Below are 19,565 nucleotides of genomic sequence, written 5' to 3' on the forward strand. Positions count from 1 at the left end.
AATTTAATATTAATTTAGAATGGAATATCTTCCATCCCTTTAAATTTGGAAGAAGTAGAGATCTATGCTTTAATCTTAAAATATAGTTTGTAGATTTAATTTTCAATTTCACTGTTTATGAGTAAAAAAGTAAGACGAATTGGAGTGATGACTTCTGGTGGTGATTCTCCAGGAATGAATGCTGCAATTAGAGCCGTAGTAAGAACCTGTGCCTATTATCATACAGATTGCGTGGGATACTATCAGGGCTTTCAGGGAATGATAAATGGAGACTCTACAAATTTAAATGCACGTAGTGTTCGTAATACGGTAAATCAAGGAGGGACCATCCTTCAATCTGCACGATCCAAAGAGTTTTTAACCAAAGAAGGGAGAGCAAAGGCAGCTAAAAACTTGAAAGATGCCGAGGTAGATGCCATGGTCTTAATAGGAGGAGATGGTACTTTTCGCGGCGGACAGGTATTTAGCAAGGAACATGGAATTCCTGTAATAGGTGTTCCGGGGACTATAGATAATGATATCTATGGAACACATTATACCATAGGATACGATACCGCACTTAATACAGTGGTTGAAGCTATAGATAAGATCAGGGATACTGCTAGTTCTCACAACAGGTTATTTTTTGTTGAAGTAATGGGCAGGGATGCCGGATTTATCGCTTTAAATAGTGGTATTGGAGCCGGAGCTGAAGAGATTCTGATACCGGAAGAAGATCTTGGACTGGAAAGATTGCTGGATTCTCTCGAAAGAAGTAGAAGAGCAGGTAAGACCTCCAGTATTGTGGTGGTATCTGAAGGGGATAAGATTGGTAAGAATGTATTTGAGCTTGCTGAATATGTTAAGAAAAATCTGCCTTATTATGATGCTCGGGTTACCGTTTTGGGCCATATTCAAAGAGGAGGAAGGCCAAGTTGTTTTGATCGCGTGCTTGCCAGTCGACTTTCTGTTAAGGCTGTGGAACTTCTGTTAGATGGCAAAAGAGACCTTATGGTTGGAATGCTGAATAATGAAATTGAATCATGTAGTCTGGATCAGGCTTTAAAGGGAAAACATAATATCAATAAAGACTTATTGAGGATCTCTGAAATTTTATCTACCTAATATGAAAACTATTGCAATCATTGCTCATGATGGGAAAAAGCCAGAAATGGTTCAATTTCTTAATGAGTTTAGAGAAACCCTGAATTCCAACCAGATAAAGATCATCGCAACTGGCACAACAGGTTCTAAAACTGAAGCTGCCGGGTATAAAGTTGAAAAATTACTTTCTGGTCCCCTAGGTGGTGACGCTCAGATTGCCGCAAGAATTGCTGAGGGACTTGTAGATATGGTTATTTTTTTCCGGGATCCAATGGATAAACATCCGCATGAACCAGACATTTTCATGCTCATGCGATTATGTGATGTTCATAATGTACCCTTGGCAACCAATCCCGCCACAGCAAGGTTATTGATTAGAGGATTTGCGTAATTAAAATTTTACTGCGATAGCACTGATCTCCACATTTACAAATTTCGGAAGATTCGCAACTTCTACCGTCTCTCTTGCAGGCGCACTTTCAGAATCGAAGTAACGAGAATAAACATCATTTATTTTTCCGAAGTTATTCATGTCACTTATAAAGATGGAGGTTTTTACCACATGATTCAAATTTAAACCAGCTTCTGTAAGAATAGCTTTTAAATTCTCTAATACAAGAGTCGTCTCCTCTTCAAGATCATTTATCTTTAGGTCGCCACTTTTAGGATCTATCGCGATCTGTCCTGAAATATATAATGTATTTCCAGATAATATTGCCTGGTTATACGGGCCTATAGGAGCCGGAGCATTGTTTGTTTTTATGATCTTTTTCATATTAGGTAATAATTTAATTATTGAAAATATAAAATTATATAGTCAATTGTCATCAAAGAACGAAAATTAAGATATAATTTTTCGCATTGAATATGAAGAAAGAAAAATGTGAATATTTAGAAAGAATGATATTTAAAGCCTTCTGTCTGGAGCTCTTCTTTTGTCGTACTTGATATCACTAAGCACATTCGCTTTAATTCTAATAAGGAAATTCCATGATTTTCTATTTCCAAATGGCACCCAGCTAAAGCTCATCATCCAGCTATTTAGATCTCTTTGAAATCTAAGCTGCGTGGGGGTAACTCCATTATTTACAATATCGTAACCAGAACTTACACCAAGTTGCCATTTAGGGGCTAGTTCTACATTTCCATTAAACATAATGGAATGTGCTGAGATCTCGTTCTGTCTGGTTCTATTTGTGTAATTCATAGAATAGGCCAGCCTTACATCCCAGGGTATTTTGTAATTATACCAGGAGCTTTCATTTTCTTCTTCTCTACCTTCAAAAGGATCTTCATCAAAAAGTTCTCCGTCTGGACCAACACCTTTTCCAAAAAGGTCATCTGGTCTACCACCGTTCCTGAATGTTTCATTTTCCAGTTCATCTGTTTCCTCTTCATCACCACCTTCAAAATCTTTGCTTGAGAAAGCATAACCAAAATTCACACTACCGTTGGTGAGCCTGAAAAGACTTCCGCCATTTTCAATATTTAACTTGTCAATTCTACGATTATTATTATCCAGTGCATATACATCAAGATTAGCTCCGAAATTGATATCCAGCTTATTCTTTACGATTGGTATGGAACCTCTAAGGGCGATAGGTGATAACCTCAGGGAGTCACCAGCGAGGTTATAACTAGTACTTAAGCTAAAGTTATTTAAAAGAGTGATCTTTTTAGGTTCTAAAGCCGTGCTGTCTCTATCTCTAACCTTTGCTTCGAATGTATTACTAAGGCTAAGCCCAATAGAACTTGAAAAATTTCTTCCTGGTGCTCCATATAAAGTACCGTCAAACCTTGAGTAATCTACCAGCTCAATTTGATCTGTAGTGGTAGGATCGTCTCGCTCATATGCATCGTAATACCTGTCAAATCCAGGATTGATATTATAACTAACAGACGGTCTCATTACGTGCCTGATTGCCTGGATCTTTTTATCTTTTCCAAAATTCTTAAGACCGTAAACTGTAGTACCTATACTTGCATTAAAATTATAAGTTCGGTAGGAATCAAAGCCGCTAATGGTATCTATTACCACATCATCTATAACAGGATCATAAGATCTTTCAAAAGTTTTAGACACCCAGGTTTCCTCGTAACTGGTTCCTGTGCTAACGCTTAAAAATTTGAATATCTTAAAGTTTGTAGATAATGGAATTGAATGCTGTGCTCCAAGCCTGGCGTCTCTAAACATTTCAGGTTTAAAAAACAATGAATCTACGGTATTCATTTGATTCTCTGCACGTAGACTGTACTGCAGATTCACATTCTGGATCATCCCTTTTTTAGCGCCTCCTTTTGGTGCGAAAGGATAGATCCTGGACATGCTTAATTGTAATGTTGGTAAGCTTAAATTTATTTGCTGGGTTCTGGTGTTTTGTGAATGCCTTGCTGCTAAACTCAAGTTAACCTGGGGCTCACCCGGGAATGTTTTACTGTATGAAACCGAGGAACTAAGTGTGTTGTTTAGGTAATTCCCCTGGTTGGCCTGGTTTATAGATTCTGCATAATATTCACTACTACCAAGGTTTACCGAAGCAGAGAACCTTGAACTTGGGTTTGCTTTTGCATCCTGACTATGACTCCACTGGATATTATAAGAAGAACGTTCGCTAAAATCTGGGAAACCGCGTTCACTATTAAATAGTTTTTCATATCTAACCCTGGCGTTACCTCTGTATTTATATCTATTAGCGTAATTTGATGAAAATTCGAAGGTATATGAGCCGTTCGTGTAGTAGCTACCTAAAGTAAGTAGATCTACATAATCACTAATTGCAAAATAATAACCTCCATTTTGCAGGTTATAACCGTACTGGCTGTCACCAAAAGAAGGAATTATAAACCCGGAAGTTTCTTCATCTGTAAGAGGGAAATATCCGAAAGGCAAGCCTAATGGAGTAGGTACATCTGCTATGTACATGTTCACCAGTCCGGAAACGATCTTCTTACCAGGAACAAATTTGATCCTACGGGCATAAAAGAAATATTCGGGATCGTCTACATCTTCAGAAGTTGTAAATCTTACATTCTTCATGAAATAAACCGAGTCGTTCTCTCGCTTAGTAACCATACCCTTAACATTGAACTCAGCCTCCTGGGTTCTGGAATTATAGACCAGGGCCCTTTGAGAGTCAAAATTGAATCTTATTGAATCGGGTTCTACTTTTCTTTGTGCCTGGGTGAAGATTGGAGTTTGAGAATAGTTTCCTATGGAATCTTCTATACCATAGGCATAAACCTCATTTTTTTCATTATCAATAACGATTAGTCCGGCCTCAATAGTCATATCTCCATAAACGATCTGTGCCTCATTGTATAGATACATTTTATTATCTCTGGGACTCAGCCGCATATAATCTTTGGCAGTATAATCTACGATGTCTGTCAGGAACTGTGGTTTTTTCACAGTGTCGGTTTTGGTGGAATCCTGTTCCTGAAGTTGAGTTAGGATCTCTTCAGAATCTATAGCAGGTGCTATGGAATCCTTTTCTGATCTTACAGGAATTGAATTTGTTTCAACCTCCTGAGAATGAAGAACAACTGAAAAGAACAGCGTGAAAACGAAGCAAAAAAGAGTATTGGGGATATTTGTTTGCAATGCTTTAAGTGCTATTTTTGTACGGATTGGCTTGCTTTTTGCAAATTCAAAATTACATATATTTTTTCAGCTGAGTTTTGAGTGTGCAGGAAAAATACTAATTAAAATATTCAACCTACTTAAGCGTTAGCTTTTTATGAGAACGAACTTACTTAAACTTTTCGTATTCACAATTTTTATATTCAGCCTTTCTAATTCAGTAATTTCAGCAGAAATGCCACCAGATAAGGATGAATTTGTCGTAGTCCTGGATGCAGGTCACGGGGGTAAAGATCCTGGAAACATGGGGAATGGATTCAAGGAAAAAGACATCGCCTTGAGTATCATTTTGAAAATAGGTAAGGAGCTAGAAAAATATGAAGGGGTAAAGGTGGTTTACACCAGAAAAACTGATGTATTTGTTGAATTATTCGAAAGAGGTAGAATTGCCAACGAAGCGAATGCCGACCTTTTTGTATCGGTTCATTGTAATTCTCATAACTCCCAGGCCTCTGGTACTGAAACTTTCGTTCTTGGTTTAAACAGAAATGACACCAATTTTGAAGTGGCGAAAAAAGAGAATTCAGTAATCTACCTGGAGGAAAATTATGAAGTTACCTATGAAGGTTATGACCCTAATTCTCCCGAATCATTTATTGGTTTGACCATAATGCAGGAAGAATATCTGGATCAAAGCATATTATTGGCAGATCTGGTTCAGAAGGAATTCACCAATGATCTTAAGCGAAAGAATAGAGGAGTGAAGCAAATGAGGTTAATTGTTTTACATCAAACATATATGCCAAGTGTATTGGTAGAAACAGGATTTTTAACCAATAATCAGGAAGGTCCCTATTTAAATAGCAAAAGGGGGCAGGATGATATGGCTCGCGCAATAACCGAAGCAATAGTTCAATATAGCAAAACCATTAATTTAAATCTATTAGAAACTATAGCCAAAGATCATCCTGCAGATGAAAGAGTGGTTCCAGTTTCTAACTCTTCTGAGATCTATAAAGACGTTACATTCAAGGTGCAATTAGCAGCAGGTTCTAAAAAGATAGACACAAAGCCTTATAATTTTAAAGGTTTAAAAAATATTGATAGAACCAAAGAAGGTGGTTTATATAAGTATTATTACGGTGAAACCTCAGATTATTTAAAAATTCAGCAATTACATCAGGAAGCTATAAAGAAGGGATATCCAACAAGTTATATTGTAGCGTTTAAGAATGACCATAAAATAACGGTTAACGACGCGTTAAAATCTAAGCTTAAATAAAGCTGCTTTTATATATTTATTTCTAAATTTGTGCGTATCCACTAAAATACTTGCTTTTGAAATATTCCAGAGAGGTCAAAACTGCCCTGCTAGCTATTATCGCAATAGTGATTTTAATTTTCGGTTATAGTTTTCTTAAAGGGGAAAATCTACTGGACAATAGTCGAACCTTTTATGCCGTATATGATGATGTGGAAGGTTTATCCCCATCTTCTGAAGTTACCATCAATGGTCTTAAGGTAGGACAGATCACAGGAATCAACTTTCTTAATAAAGAAGGGGATCTACTTGTAACGTTTACGGTTAAAAATAATTTTCAATTTTCTAAGAATTCTGAAGCCAATATATATGGTGGAGGTATCATTGGCGGTAAGTCTCTGGCGATCGTTCCAAAGTATGAAGCCTCAATTGGTATGGCCGAATCTGGTGATACTCTTAAAGGCTCAAAGGAAGAAGGAATCATGGAGTTAGTGAACGACAGGCTTACACCTCTTCAGAAAAAGCTGGAGAATACTATAGTAAGTGCAGACTCAATGCTCACGGCTGTCACTCAGATCCTGGATGATTCTACACGTAACAATATTAGAGGGACATTTAAAAATCTTGATGCAACGGTTTCTTCATTTCAGATAACCGCAAATGAATTACAGGGAATTGTGCAGGGTAATTCAGAGAAGCTAGATAGAACTTTCACTAACCTGGATGAAATGTCTGGGAACTTCAATAAATTTTCTGATACACTTACTCAAATGAATATTAGTAAGATCACCTCAGATCTTGAGAAAGTGATCGCAGATTTTGAAGGTATTTCAAATAAATTAAATAGCAAAGAGGGGACAGCTGGAAAACTTCTAAATGACGATGCTGTATATAATAACCTGGACAGGGCAACCAGACAACTGGAAGAGCTGCTTCAGGATGTTAAATTAAATCCTAAGCGTTATGTTCATTTTTCAGTATTTGGTAAAAATCCTGGTCCTTACGACGCTCCGAAAGATTCTTTAAAATAACCAACCATGCAGATTATTGCGCAAATCTTATTTGTAATTGCCCTGGTGGCAGGAATTGGCTTTTTTGCCAGGAACATAAAACGAGTAATTCGAAATGTAAAACTTGGTAAAAAGGTAGATCGCTCTGATAGACCTGGCGAAAGATTCGCAAAAATGGCAAGAGTGGCTTTGGGCCAAAGTAAAATGGTAAAAAGACCCATTGCCGGTTTGCTACATATTGTGGTATATGTTGGTTTTATCATTATTAATATTGAAGTGCTGGAGATCATTATCGACGGAATTTTTGGAACTCACCGAATCTTTTCCTTTTTAGGTGGTTTCTATGATGTGCTCATTTTTAGTTTTGAGATCCTGGCATTCCTGGTTTTCGTGGGAGTTGTTCTATTCTGGATTAGAAGAAATACTATAAACATTAAAAGATTTTTAAGTAGAGAATTAAAAGGCTGGCCAAAGAATGATGCCAATTATATTCTTTATTTTGAAATGATCTTGATGATACTTTTCATTACCATGAATGCTGCAGATTATCAGCTTCAGCTGAATGGAGCAGATCATTATGCCTCAGAAGCTGGTATTATGGGTAGCTTTCCAATTAGCCAGTATTTGCTTCCTTTACTGGATGGAATGAGTAATGCAACTTTAATAATTATAGAAAGAGCAGCCTGGTGGCTACACATTCTGGGGATCCTTTTCTTCCTTAATTACCTCTATTATTCAAAACATTTACATATCATTCTCGCATTTCCAAACGTATATCTTTCTAAATTAACCCGAATGGGGAAAATGGATAATCTTGAAGCAGTTCAGAAAGAGGTGCAATTAATGATGGATCCTAATGCTGATCCTTTTGCAGCTCCTGCTGAAGGCGAAGATGAAGGTGAGCCGGAGAAGTTTGGTGCTTCAGATATCTTTGACCTAAATCAGGTTCAGCTTTTAAATTCATATACCTGTACCGAATGTGGTCGCTGTACTTCAGAATGTCCTGCTAACCAGACGGGTAAAAAATTGTCGCCTAGAAAGATCATGATGGATACCCGTGATAGGGTAGAAGAAGTAGGTGAGATCATTAATAAGAACGGTAAATTTGAGGATGACGGTAAGCAATTGCTTGACGATTATATTTTACGAGAAGAACTTTGGGCTTGTACTACCTGTAACGCTTGTGTAGAAGCTTGCCCTATAGGGATAGATCCGCTTTCTATTATTTTAGATATGAGAAGATATCTTGTGATGGAACAAAGCGCAGCTCCGAACGAATTGGCAATTGCAATGACCAATATCGAAAATAACGGAGCACCATGGCCTTACAATCAAATGGATCGTTTGAACTGGGCTGAAGAAAAATAATTTAAAAATAAAAAATTAGATAAAGAACAGCAATATGGCAGAAGCACTAAAGGTTCCAACAATGGCCGAATATATGGCAGAAGGTAAAAAACCGGAAGTTTTATTCTGGGTTGGATGTGCGGGAAGTTTTGATGACCGCGCAAAAAAGATCACGAAAGCCTTTGTGAAATTATTACACCAGGCAGGAGTAGATTTTGCTGTGCTAGGAACTGAAGAAACCTGTACAGGTGATCCTGCGAAAAGAGCAGGGAACGAATTTCTTTTTCAGATGCAGGCAGCTACGAATATAGAAGTGCTTAATGGTTATGAAATAAAGAAAGTGGTTACGGCTTGTCCGCACTGTTTTAATACCCTTAAAAATGAATACCCTGCTCTTGGAGGTGATTATGATGTGATGCATCATACACAGTTCCTTAAAGCGTTACTAAGCGAGGGAAGACTTAAAGTAGAAGGCGGTAAATTTAAAGGGAAGAAGATCACTTTTCATGATCCCTGTTATTTAGGTAGAGCAAATGGCGAATACGAAGCTCCAAGAGACCTTTTGAGAAAACTTGAAGTAGAGCTTGTAGAAATGCGTAAATGCAAAAAGAACGGGCTTTGTTGTGGTGCTGGTGGTGGACAAATGTTTAAAGAACCAGAACCAGGGAATAAAGATGTAAATATAGAAAGAACTGAACAGGCTCTGGAAACTCAGCCAGAGATCATTGCTGCCGGATGTCCTTTTTGTAACACCATGATGACAGATGGTGTGAAGAATAAAGAAAAGGAAGACAGCGTGGCAGTTATGGACGTTGCAGAACTTATTGCCAACGCTGACGATCTATAGAAAATATCAAAAGTTAAATCCCGGTACTATATTTGACCTGATGGCTAAATAAATTAGATTTGTAACAATTCAATTTTAGCCTATATGTTAGTACCTTTTGAAAGCCTTGCCGATAGCTCCAGAGTGTGGATTTATCAGGCCAACAGGTCTTTTACGGAAGAAGAAATTCAGGAGATTTCAAATAAACTGAATATTTTTATTGAGAAATGGACCGCTCACGGTGCAGATCTTAAAGCTTCTTACGAGATTAAATATAAACGTTTTATCACTATAGCCCTGGACCAGCAATTAAATGCTGCTTCTGGTTGCTCTATAGATGCCTCTGTTCAATTCATCCAGCAATTGGAGCAGGAGTATAATGTAGATCTACTAGATAAAATGAATGTTTCTTATAAACAGGGTGAATTCATTGCTTATAAAAGTCTTACCGATTTCAGAAAAATGGCTAAGCAAAAAGCAGTTTCATCAAATACCATAGTTTTTAATAATCTAGTAAATAATAAAGCCGAATATCTTTCAGACTGGGAAGTACCGGCATCTGAAAGCTGGCATAAACGTTTTATGAATTAATGAAGTTGAAGAAGCCCCTAGCGTTTTTCTCGATATTATTTTTCCTACTTATTTCTACTAATGGATCTGCACAGGTCAAAAACCCTTTGTTTGCAGAAGATCACCTCTCGCAAAAAGCCTGGGTTGATAGCATCTATGATTCCATGAATTTGAAACAGAAAGTGGGTCAGTTATTTATGGCCAGCATCTGGTCAAAAAATGCAAATGAGGCAGATACCATCAGAAAGCTGATTGAGGAAAATCATATTGGAGGTTTGATCTTTTCTAAAGGTGGCCCGGTCCAGCAAGCACATCTTACTAATGAATTTCAGGAAATGTCTGATATTCCTTTACTAGTAGGTATGGATGCCGAATGGGGATTAGCTATGCGTCTGGATAGCACCTACGCTTTACCGTGGAATATGACCCTGGGAGCGATTCAGGATAATAAACTTATAGAAGAAGCTGGAGCTGCAATTTCAAGACATACTAGAAGATTAGGAGTTCACTTTAATTTTGCGCCAGTAGTAGATATTAATACCAATCCAGATAATCCTATAATAGGGAATAGATCTTTTGGGGAGGATAAAATGAATGTCACCAGCAAAGCGCTTGCTTTTATGAGCGGTATGCATAAAGAAGGTGTTCTAAGTAGCGCTAAACATTTCCCGGGTCATGGAGATACAGATTCAGATTCCCATAAAACCTTACCTACTATTAATTTTTCTTCAGAAAGGATTAGCGAAGTTGAGCTGTATCCCTATAAAGAATTGATTCCGGAAGGTTTAAGTAGTATCATGGTGGCCCATTTAAATGTACCAGACCTTGAACCTTTAGACGGTAAACCGGCCTCTTTATCTGAAACTATTATCACCGATATACTTAAAAAGAATATGGGTTTTAACGGTTTGATTTTTACCGATGCTCTTGATATGAAAGGGGCTTCCAGGAATAAAAAACCGGGAGAGGTAGATCTTGATGCTTTTAAAGCAGGGAACGACGTGCTCTTAATGAGTGAAGATGTAGGTAAAGCATCAGAAAGTATTATAGAAGCCGTAAATACTGGAGAAATTACAGAAGCCAGACTTGAACTTTCAGTTAAAAAGATTCTTTATGCAAAGTATAAAGCAGGACTTAATAATTTTAAGCCAGTCAAAACAAACTTCTTAATAGAAGAACTTAATACAGTACGGGACCAGGCTTTGCTCGAAGATTTATTTGAAAATGCAATTACGCTTCTCAAGAATAATAAAGCAGTAGTTCCAGTTAAGAAACTGGAAAAGCAGAAAATCGCTTATGTTAATTTTGGTGATGATGATGGTAGTCCATTCCTTGAGCAAATGAAGAAGTATACTCAGGTTGATTGGGTAAAGGCTGAAAAACTTTCAGAGCTTCTTGATAAGCTGGATAACTACAATTATGTGGTTGTGGGTTTCCATAAATCTAACAGCAGTCCATGGGCATCATATAAATTCAGCGATAAAGAAATGGTATGGCTACATGAGATCGCCAGGAAAAATAAAACGGTACTTTCTTTATTTGCCAGGCCTTATGCACTTCTGGATATCAAAAGTTTTGCGAACCTGGAAGGCATTATAGTAGGTTATCAAAATCATCCTGTGGCCCAGCAAAAGGTAGCTCAGGTTTTATTTGGTGCTTTAGACGCTAAAGGTAGATTACCGGTTAGCATCCAGAATGAATTTCCAGTTGGGACCGGCTTCAATACAAATAATATTAATAGACTGGCCTACGGAACTCCTGAGACGGTTGGAATGAATACAGCCAAACTCAGTAAAATTGATAGTATCATTAACTATGCAATTGATGAAAAAATGACTCCGGGAGCTCAGATCCTGGTAGCTAGAAAAGGAAAAGTCGTTTATCAGAAGAATTTTGGTTATCAAACTTATGATAAAGAAATTCCGGTTACAGACACAACGGTTTACGACCTGGCTTCGTTAACCAAAATCCTTGCAACCTTACCAATGGTAATGGAGCTAGACGAAAAGGAGGTTTTAAGTTTTGATTCAAAATTGGGAGACTTATTGCCGGTATTCAAGGATTCTGATAAAAAGAATATCAGGCTTCAGGATATGTTAATGCATTATGCTCGTTTACAGGCCTGGATCCCTTTTTATATTTCTACTATAGATCCTAAAACAAAAAATCTTTCTGAAAATTATTACAGGAATACAGCATCTGAAGATTTTAATACCCAGGTAGCGAATGGAATGTTTATTCGGAAGGATATTGGAGATACTATCGTTGATATCATAAAAAAGAGTGACCTGGAACGCAGGTTAGCTTACAAATACAGCGATCTTCCTTATTACCTTTTGAAATATTATCTTGAATCGTATTACGGTTCAACTTTACAAAATATCACTCAGGAACATCTTTATAAACCTTTAGGGGCAAGTTATACCGGATATATGCCTCTTACACGTTTTGATAGCCTACAAATTGCGCCTACTGAAGATGACAGGCTATGGAGAAAGCAGGTTGTTCGTGGTTATGTGCATGATCAGGGAGCAGCTATGCAGGGAGGAATTGGCGGTCACGCCGGTTTATTCAGTACAGCGAATGATGTTGCTAAGATTATGCAGACATTTGTGAATGGTGGAACCTACGGCAGCGACAAATTCCTGAATAAAGAAACTATCGATAAATATAACACCTGTTATTATTGCGAAGATGATGTAAGGCGTGGTGTAGGATTCGACAAACCACAACTGGGTAAATCTGGACCTACCTGTAATTGTGTCTCTATGATGAGTTTTGGTCATAGCGGTTTTACCGGCACTTTTGCCTGGGCCGATCCCGAGGAAGATATTGTTTATGTATTTTTGTCTAACAGGACTTTTCCTGATTCTAATAATCGTAAACTAATTAGGGAAGATATTAGGTCTGAGATCCAGAAAGTAATTTACGAATCTATAGATTTTTAACCGATGAAAATTGCCATTGTTTGTTATCCGACATTCGGAGGAAGTGGAGTAGTAGCAACCGAGTTAGGCCTGGCGCTTTCCCGAAGAGGACATGAGGTTCATTTTGTAACCTACAAACAACCGGTTAGATTGGAAACTATCTCCAGCCATATCAGGTTTCATGAAGTGAATGTACCTGAATATCCACTTTTCCATTATCAGCCATATGAACTTGCATTAAGCAGTAAGTTGGTGAATGTGGTAAAGAATTATGGTATTGAACTTTTACATGTACACTATGCTATTCCCCATGCTTATGCGGGATATATGGCTAAAAAGATGCTTGAAGAGGAAGGAATTAACATACCAATGGTAACGACTCTTCACGGGACAGATATTACCCTTGTTGGAAATCACCCTTTCTATAAGCCAGCTGTTACTTTTAGTATTAATAATAGTGATCTGGTAACTTCTGTTTCTGATAGTCTGAAAGAAGATACTTTGAAATTCTTTGATATTCGAAAAGAAATTGAAGTGATCCCTAATTTTATTGATGTATCTAAATTTGAAAAGAAAGCTTTTACCGATTGTCAAAGGGAGTTAATGGCTCATGATGATGAAAAGATCATAACTCATGTTAGCAACTTTAGAAAAGTTAAGCGGGTAGAAGATGTTGTGAAGATTTTCTTTGAAGTTCAAAAGAATTTGAAGGCCAGATTGATGATGGTAGGGGAAGGACCAGAAAGAGTAGTTGCAGAAAAACTTGTTAGAGATCTTAAAATTCAGGACAGGGTTTTATTTCTGGGTCAGAGTAATGAGATAGATAAGATACTTTGCTTTTCAGATCTGTTCTTATTGCCATCTGAGACTGAAAGTTTCGGTTTGGCAGCACTTGAAGCAATGGTTCAATCGGTTCCTGTAATATCTTCAAACACAGGCGGTTTACCAGAAGTAAATGTAGGTGGTTTTTCTGGTTATCTACATGATGTTGGAGATGTAGATGGAATGTCCAGGAGTGCTATTTCTATACTTGAAAATCAGGATAAATTAATGAAATTTAAAAAGCAGGCCAGAGAAGCTGCTGAAAAATTTGATATTAATAATATAGTTCCTATGTATGAGGAGCTTTATCAAAAAGCACTGATCAACGCATAAAAAAAGTGGAGACTTTTAAATCTCCACCTTTCCCATTTCTTAAACCTATTTAAGAAAATCTAAAACTGATATCTTATTCCAAGAGCGATGTCTGGTCCAAAATCCTTACTTTCTGAGTAACCAGAAAAAGTTATTTCTGGTCTAAAGTCAAGGGATAGAAGGAGTGGGAAATCAAAATTATATTCAATACCAACATCTCCTGCAATTAAAGCGAATAAACCATCATCGTAGTCTATCTCATCTCTTCTATTATCATCATAACTACCTAAACCTGCACCGGCACCAACGTACCAATTGAATCCGCCTTCAATATTCCATACCCATTGGTAAACCCCGACCAGCTTTATGGCGTCATAATTCCTATTATCTCTCCATCCGAGGTCAAGTTCCAGACGATTATTATCACCGCCCATCGCTCTTTGATAAGAGATTTCGGTTCCAACACCGTTGTTGTCTCCAATTCTCAGACCTATTGCATTGTCTGAAATTAGCTGAGCATTAACGTTGCTAAAAAAAACAGCTCCAAATGTAAAAGCTGCCAGTAGGACTAATTTTTTCATGTTTGATCGTTTTATTTGATAGCGACAAATTTATGTTGAATACTATTACAACAACGCCTATACTAGCAAATGTATTGTTAATATTAATTAAAAAACTGTTAAGCAGAATTATATAATCTTACTAAATTTGGGTATGGAAAAGAAGGAAGCTTTGGTCGATTTGTCCTCTCAATTGGCCGGGAAATTATATTACGATGATTTATGGAAAAGTATTTACGCCACTGATGCCTCGGTTTACCGCGAAATTCCGCTGGCCGTTTGTATCCCTGAAAATGAGCAGGACCTACTTCTGTTAATCAAATTTGCTAATAAACATAAAACTTCACTTATTCCCAGAACTGCTGGTACTTCTTTGGCCGGGCAATGTACTGGAAATGGGATCGTGGTAGATGTTTCAAAATATTTCACAGACATCATTAAAATTGATGTGAAAAAGAAAACAGTGACTCTGCAGCCGGGAGTAATTCGAGATGACCTAAACCGAAACCTTGAAAAGCATGGTTTATTCTTCGGGCCTAATACATCCACCTCGAACAGATGTATGATAGGAGGGATGGTAGGTAATAACTCAAGTGGTACAACCTCTATAAAATACGGTACTACAAGAGATAAGCTTGTTTCATTAAAAGTTATTTTAAGTGACGGTTCCCATGCAGAATTTAAGGACCTGTCTCAAAAAGAATTTGATGAAAAGTTAAAACTTGACAATCTTGAAGGGCATATTTACAGATCAATCAATGATCAGCTAGGTAAGGAAAATAATCAGGAAGAAATTTTAAAAAATTATCCTCCTGCAGAATTACATCGTAGAAATACCGGTTATGCATTAGATGAATTGCTTAATGCGGGAATATATACTCCTGGAGCTTCAAGCTTTAATTTTTCAAAATTAATGGCGGGGAGTGAAGGAACACTGGCTTTTATAACTGAGATCACGCTGCAGTTAGACCAATTACCTCCAAAATATACAGCGATGGTCGCTGGGCATTATACAACTATAGATTCCTGTATGCAGGCTGTGGTTCCAGCGATGCAACATTCGCTTTATACCTGCGAGATGATGGATAAAGTGATCCTTGATTGTACCAAAGAAAGTCTGAAGTATAGAGATAACCGCTTTTTTATTCAGGGAGATCCTCAGGGAATTCTCATGCTGGAATTAAGAAGTGATTCTGAAGAGGATCTTCAAAATCAGGTTGAAGAACTTCTGGGAACCTTAAAAGAATCAGGTCTGGGTTATGCTTTCCCTGTTTTATATGGGGAACAAATAGACCTGGCTCTGGAACTTAGAAAAGCTGGTCTTGGTCTTTTGGGGAATATGAAAGGAGATAAGAAAGCTGTTGCCTGTATAGAAGATACGGCAGTAGCTCTTCCAGTATTGGCTAATTATATTTCAGATTTCAGTAAGATTATGAAATCCTATGATCAGCAAGCAGTGTATTATGCTCATGCTGGTGCCGGTGAAATTCATTTAAGGCCAATTCTTAATTTAAAAGTATCTGAAGATGTATCTCTTTTCAGAAATATAACAAGAGAGGTTGCAGAACTGGTGAAAAAATATAACGGTTCTTTAAGTGGCGAACATGGCGATGGTCGGGTAAGAGCTGAATTTATAGAACTTATGTTCGGTAAGCATATTTATGAAATGCTTAAAGGAGTTAAATATGCATTTGATCCTGATAACATATTTAATCCGGGAAAAATAGTGGACGCTCCGGCCATGGATTCTTCTTTAAGATATACACCAGACCGGGAGGAACCTGTGATCGAAACCATTATGGATTTTTCAGATGCTGATGGAGTCTTAAGATTGGCAGAAAAATGTAACGGCAGTGGGGATTGCAGAAAATCTGTGGAAGCTGGAGGCACAATGTGTCCTAGTTATCGTGCAACTAAAGATGAAAAGGATACTACAAGGGCCAGGGCCAACGCATTGCGGGAATTCCTAACCCATTCAGACAAACCCAATAAATTTGATCATAAGGAACTTAAAGAGGTACTGGATCTTTGTATAAGTTGTAAAGGTTGTAAAAGTGAATGCCCATCTAATGTTGATATGGCTGCCATGAAAGCCGAATTTCAGCATCAGTATCATAAGAGTCATAAACCTAGTTTCAGGGAAAAAGCTTTTGCGAACATTACGCAGCAAAATGAAAAAGCTTCAAAATTCCCTGGTATTTCGAGGTTTTTCCTAACTAATAAAATCACCTCTGGATTAGTGAAGAATGCATTGGGAGTAGCTTCACAAAGGGATTTACCAGTAGTTGCTAAAACCACCTTAAGAAAATACTATTTAAAGAACCGAGAGAAGTTCGATATAAAGAATCCCATAAAGACTGTTTATCTCTTTAATGATGAGTTTACAAATTACCTCGATGTGCAGGTTGGGAAAGATGCCTTGAATCTTCTTTCTAAACTAGGTTACCAGGTTATCATTGTAGATCACCCTGAAAGTGGCAGGAGCCAGATATCTAAAGGGTTTCTGGATAATGCGAAAAAACTAGCCAATGAAAATATCAATATTTTCAAAGATCTAATATCAAATGAAAGCCCATTGATTGGTGTAGAACCTTCTGCGATACTTAGTTTTAGAGACGAATACTTGAGGTTGGCAGATGATAAGGATTCAGCCAAAAAGCTTGCAGAAAACTGTTTTATCATCGAAGAGTTTCTGAAACAGGAGATTTCTGAAGGAAATATTAAGGCTGAACAGTTCACGAATAAAAATGCTACTATTAAAATTCACGGGCATTGTCATCAAAAGGCACTTTCTAATACTTCAAGAACCTTTGATATACTAAATCTTCCTGAAAATTATAAGGTTACAATAATTCCCTCTGGATGTTGTGGTATGGCTGGATCGTTCGGTTATGAAAAAGAGCACTATGAGATCAGCATGAGAATAGGTGAAAACTCCCTTTTTCCAGCAATTCGAAAAAGTGATGAATCGGTAATTATATCGGCTAATGGAACTAGCTGCAGGCATCAAATTAAGGATGGAACTGGCAGACTCGCCCAGCACCCTGTAACAATCTTAAGGGCGGCACTTAAAAAGTCATAATTCAATGTTAATACTTTTTTAAATAGGATTGATCAATAATACAAAGCCTTAACTTTAGCCATCCGAAAATTTACCTAAGAGTGTACATTTATTTATGAAGAGTGAAGACCTGCGTATTGAACAGCTGGAGCGGGAAATAGAAGATAAGAAAAGAGAGATCAATAGACTGCAAGCTGAAAATATACATCTTCAGGAGACGGTTAGGGGTTTAGATAGTGAAGCTCATAAATTTAAAGATCTGGTATATTCCTCTAAGTTTCTATTTGCTATTTTCATGGGCGAGAACCACGTTATCGATATAGCAAATGAATCTATAAAAGAAGTTTGGGGAAAAGGCGATGATGTTATAGGTAAGCCATTATTGGAGGTGTTGCCTGAATTAAAAGGCCAGGGAATTAAAGAATTACTGGACAATGTTTATCATACTGGTGAATCTTATCACGCAGATGAAGTGCCAATTGAATTGGTAATAAAGGGTAAACCCGAATTAAGGTATTTTGACTTTACCTATCAGCCACAAAAAAATACCAAAGGGGAAATAATTGGAGTAGCAGATATTGCCACAGATGTTACTAAACAAGCACTTTTAAACAAAAAAATCAAGAAGAGCGAGAGAGAATTTCGAAAACTCGTGAATTTTATGCCTCATAAGATCAGCCTGGCTAATGCCGAAGGGGATACCATTTTTTACAATCAAAATTGGTTAGACTACGTTGGCAAGGATCTGGAGGATTTTATAGGTGAACCGTGGACCAATATCCTGCATCCAGATGAAAAGGAAGAAGTAGAACAGGTAGTCGCAGAATGCTTAACAGAAGGTAAGAATCTGGATAAAGAAATTCAATTAAGAGATCGTAATGGAGATTACAAGTGGCATATATGCAGGGCTACCGCGGTAAAAAATGACGAAGGTGAAATTACTTCCTGGATTAGTTCCAGTACAGAAATTCAGAACCTAAAAATTGAAGAGAAGCGTAATGAAGATTTTCTCAAATTAATAAGCCACGAACTAAAGACCCCGGTTACTTCAATTAAAGGTTATGTCCAGTTGTTACTTTCTTTATTACCATCAGATAATAAGGAAGTTGATAAAAAATTGATCATGAAGCCATATTTAAACCGGATAGAAACTCAGGTGGAAAGGCTAATACGATTGATCTCTGAAATGCTGGATATGTCAAGGATTGAGCAGAATGAATTAGACTTGAAAAAAGAACAATTCAATCTTAATCAACATGCAGAAGAAATTATAGAAGATCTTACCTACTCCAATAAGGATATTCAATTAGAACTTGAAAATAATTTTAATTGTAATGTAGTGGCAGACAAAGATAGAATTGGGCAGGTTTTGATAAATTTTGTTACTAATGCAGTAAAATATTCACCAACTGGTAATCTTGTTCACATAAAAATACATAAGCATAATTCTGAAATGGCCGCGGTCACAGTAAAGGATTTTGGAATTGGTATAGAAGAGAAAGAACAAACACAGATCTTTAAAAGATTCTATCGTATTTCAGGTGAGAAAGCAGATACCTATGCCGGCTTCGGAATAGGATTGTTTTTGTCTAAAGAGATTATTGAAAGGCATAATGGAAAAATTTTTGTAAAAAGTGAGGTTGGTAAAGGATCTGAGTTTACTTTTACAATTCCCTTAAATCATACTTAATAAATGGCTAAGATTTTAATTGTTGACGACGACCACACCATTGGTTTAATGCTAAAAGATATTCTGGAATTCAGTGATCATGTGATTACTGTTTCACAGGAGCCCAGGAAAACTAAAGAGAATATTCTGGAAAATGAGATAGAACTAATTCTTTTAGATAAATTGATTTCTGGGGTGGATGGGACAGATGTGTGTAAGTCACTTAAAGAGGATGACGATGTAGCACACGTACCCGTAATTATGATGTCTGCTCTTCATAATGTTGATGAGATCTGTAAGGATGCTGGAGCCGTTGATTTCCTTTCAAAACCTTTTGATATGGAAACTTTGAACTCTAAGATAGATAATGTTCTAAAACAAAAAGTAGATAGATAATATTTTAATTCTACTATTAGATTAATTATAGAAGCGCTTTCATTTTCTAAAATCAAGGAAATTGGAATGGTGCACATCAGCCTATTCCATTTTGAGCAGATGATAATTTCTTTCCACCTTAAGAATTAGAATAATATTTGT

Annotated in this window: 15 protein-coding genes; 12 read left to right on the forward strand and 3 right to left on the reverse strand. The window is 37.1% G+C overall.

The genetic code is table 11. From position 1 onward, the window contains the following. Positions 1-117: 117 nt before the first annotated feature. Positions 118-1,104, forward strand: coding sequence for a 6-phosphofructokinase (gene pfkA, locus G530_RS0109590; protein WP_026934325.1), 987 nt, complete (start codon positions 118-120; stop codon positions 1,102-1,104). A gap of 1 nt (position 1,105) precedes the next feature. Further along, on the forward strand, positions 1,106-1,474 hold the full coding sequence (locus G530_RS0109595; protein WP_026934326.1) for a methylglyoxal synthase: 369 nt from the start codon (positions 1,106-1,108) through the stop codon (positions 1,472-1,474). On the opposite strand, the gene G530_RS0109600 is transcribed toward G530_RS0109595, so the two are convergent. Both G530_RS0109600 and G530_RS0109605 read right to left on the reverse strand, forming a co-directional pair. Beyond that, positions 1,475-1,858: a RidA family protein gene (locus G530_RS0109600; RefSeq protein WP_026934327.1), complete on the reverse strand. Its 384-nt coding sequence runs from the start codon at positions 1,856-1,858 to the stop codon at positions 1,475-1,477. Positions 1,859-1,990: 132 nt separating this feature from the next. After that, entirely contained in the window at positions 1,991-4,684 is a 2,694-nt protein-coding gene (locus tag G530_RS0109605) for a putative LPS assembly protein LptD (RefSeq protein WP_051199753.1), read from the reverse strand. Between the two features lie 136 nt (positions 4,685-4,820). Here G530_RS0109605 and G530_RS0109610 point away from each other — a divergent pair, with 136 nt between their 5' ends. The 7 genes from G530_RS0109610 to bshA all read left to right on the forward strand — a co-directional run bounded on the left by G530_RS0109610 (position 4,821) and on the right by bshA (position 13,759). Next, positions 4,821-5,945, forward strand: a complete 1,125-nt coding sequence (locus tag G530_RS0109610) for an N-acetylmuramoyl-L-alanine amidase family protein (protein WP_026934329.1) — start codon at positions 4,821-4,823, stop codon at positions 5,943-5,945. 56 nt (positions 5,946-6,001) lie between these two features. After that, complete coding sequence (locus tag G530_RS0109615; protein WP_026934330.1) at positions 6,002-6,955, forward strand: MlaD family protein; 954 nt, start codon at positions 6,002-6,004, stop codon at positions 6,953-6,955. 6 nt (positions 6,956-6,961) lie between these two features. Next, positions 6,962-8,302 carry a 4Fe-4S dicluster domain-containing protein gene (locus G530_RS0109620; protein WP_026934331.1) on the forward strand — a complete coding sequence of 447 codons (1,341 nt, stop codon included), beginning with the start codon at positions 6,962-6,964 and terminating at the stop codon, positions 8,300-8,302. A 34-nt stretch (positions 8,303-8,336) separates the two neighbouring features. Beyond that, positions 8,337-9,128, forward strand: coding sequence for a (Fe-S)-binding protein (locus G530_RS0109625; RefSeq protein WP_026934332.1), 792 nt, complete (start codon positions 8,337-8,339; stop codon positions 9,126-9,128). 84 nt (positions 9,129-9,212) lie between these two features. Then, positions 9,213-9,698 carry a hypothetical protein gene (locus G530_RS0109630; protein WP_026934333.1) on the forward strand — a complete coding sequence of 162 codons (486 nt, stop codon included), beginning with the start codon at positions 9,213-9,215 and terminating at the stop codon, positions 9,696-9,698. Continuing rightward, the gene (locus G530_RS0109635) at positions 9,698-12,625 is read left to right on the forward strand and encodes a serine hydrolase domain-containing protein (RefSeq protein ID WP_026934334.1); all 2,928 of its coding nucleotides are present in this window, start codon (positions 9,698-9,700) and stop codon (positions 12,623-12,625) included. Before G530_RS0109630 ends, G530_RS0109635 begins: the two co-directional genes overlap by 1 nt. Before the next feature lie 3 nt (positions 12,626-12,628). After that, a complete protein-coding gene (gene bshA, locus G530_RS0109640; RefSeq protein WP_026934335.1) occupies positions 12,629-13,759 on the forward strand; it encodes an N-acetyl-alpha-D-glucosaminyl L-malate synthase BshA in 1,131 nt (376 codons plus the stop codon). Between the two features lie 59 nt (positions 13,760-13,818). Here the strand turns inward: bshA and G530_RS0109645 are convergent, their stop codons facing one another. Next, positions 13,819-14,319, reverse strand: a complete 501-nt coding sequence (locus G530_RS0109645; RefSeq protein WP_026934336.1) for a hypothetical protein — start codon at positions 14,317-14,319, stop codon at positions 13,819-13,821. Between the two features lie 133 nt (positions 14,320-14,452). Here G530_RS0109645 and G530_RS0109650 point away from each other — a divergent pair, with 133 nt between their 5' ends. The 3 genes from G530_RS0109650 to G530_RS0109660 all read left to right on the forward strand — a co-directional run bounded on the left by G530_RS0109650 (position 14,453) and on the right by G530_RS0109660 (position 19,424). Then, entirely contained in the window at positions 14,453-17,380 is a 2,928-nt protein-coding gene (locus G530_RS0109650) for an FAD-binding and (Fe-S)-binding domain-containing protein (protein ID WP_035716206.1), read from the forward strand. 94 nt (positions 17,381-17,474) lie between these two features. Beyond that, positions 17,475-19,049, forward strand: a complete 1,575-nt coding sequence (locus tag G530_RS0109655; RefSeq protein ID WP_026934338.1) for an ATP-binding protein — start codon at positions 17,475-17,477, stop codon at positions 19,047-19,049. A gap of 3 nt (positions 19,050-19,052) precedes the next feature. Further along, a complete protein-coding gene (locus G530_RS0109660) occupies positions 19,053-19,424 on the forward strand; it encodes a response regulator (RefSeq protein WP_026934339.1) in 372 nt (123 codons plus the stop codon). Positions 19,425-19,565 lie beyond the last annotated feature (141 nt).

This window comes from Christiangramia echinicola DSM 19838, assembly GCF_000423065.1.
In the GTDB taxonomy this organism is placed as follows: Bacteria; Bacteroidota; Bacteroidia; order Flavobacteriales; family Flavobacteriaceae; genus Christiangramia; species Christiangramia echinicola.

Excerpts from the sequence above, each read along its gene's own strand:
- G530_RS0109600 (WP_026934327.1), bottom strand. The coding sequence starts at position 1,858 with ATGAAAAAGATCATAAAAACAAACAATGCTCCGGCTCCTATAGGCCCG.
- pfkA (WP_026934325.1), top strand. The coding sequence starts at position 118 with ATGAGTAAAAAAGTAAGACGAATTGGAGTGATGACTTCTGGTGGTGAT.
- G530_RS0109655 (WP_026934338.1), top strand. The coding sequence starts at position 17,475 with ATGAAGAGTGAAGACCTGCGTATTGAACAGCTGGAGCGGGAAATAGAA.
- G530_RS0109595 (WP_026934326.1), top strand. The coding sequence starts at position 1,106 with ATGAAAACTATTGCAATCATTGCTCATGATGGGAAAAAGCCAGAAATG.
- G530_RS0109635 (WP_026934334.1), top strand. The coding sequence starts at position 9,698 with ATGAAGTTGAAGAAGCCCCTAGCGTTTTTCTCGATATTATTTTTCCTA.
- G530_RS0109645 (WP_026934336.1), bottom strand. The coding sequence starts at position 14,319 with ATGAAAAAATTAGTCCTACTGGCAGCTTTTACATTTGGAGCTGTTTTT.
- bshA (WP_026934335.1), top strand. The coding sequence starts at position 12,629 with ATGAAAATTGCCATTGTTTGTTATCCGACATTCGGAGGAAGTGGAGTA.
- G530_RS0109650 (WP_035716206.1), top strand. The coding sequence starts at position 14,453 with ATGGAAAAGAAGGAAGCTTTGGTCGATTTGTCCTCTCAATTGGCCGGG.
- G530_RS0109610 (WP_026934329.1), top strand. The coding sequence starts at position 4,821 with ATGAGAACGAACTTACTTAAACTTTTCGTATTCACAATTTTTATATTC.
- G530_RS0109630 (WP_026934333.1), top strand. The coding sequence starts at position 9,213 with ATGTTAGTACCTTTTGAAAGCCTTGCCGATAGCTCCAGAGTGTGGATT.
- G530_RS0109625 (WP_026934332.1), top strand. The coding sequence starts at position 8,337 with ATGGCAGAAGCACTAAAGGTTCCAACAATGGCCGAATATATGGCAGAA.
- G530_RS0109620 (WP_026934331.1), top strand. The coding sequence starts at position 6,962 with ATGCAGATTATTGCGCAAATCTTATTTGTAATTGCCCTGGTGGCAGGA.
- G530_RS0109660 (WP_026934339.1), top strand. The coding sequence starts at position 19,053 with ATGGCTAAGATTTTAATTGTTGACGACGACCACACCATTGGTTTAATG.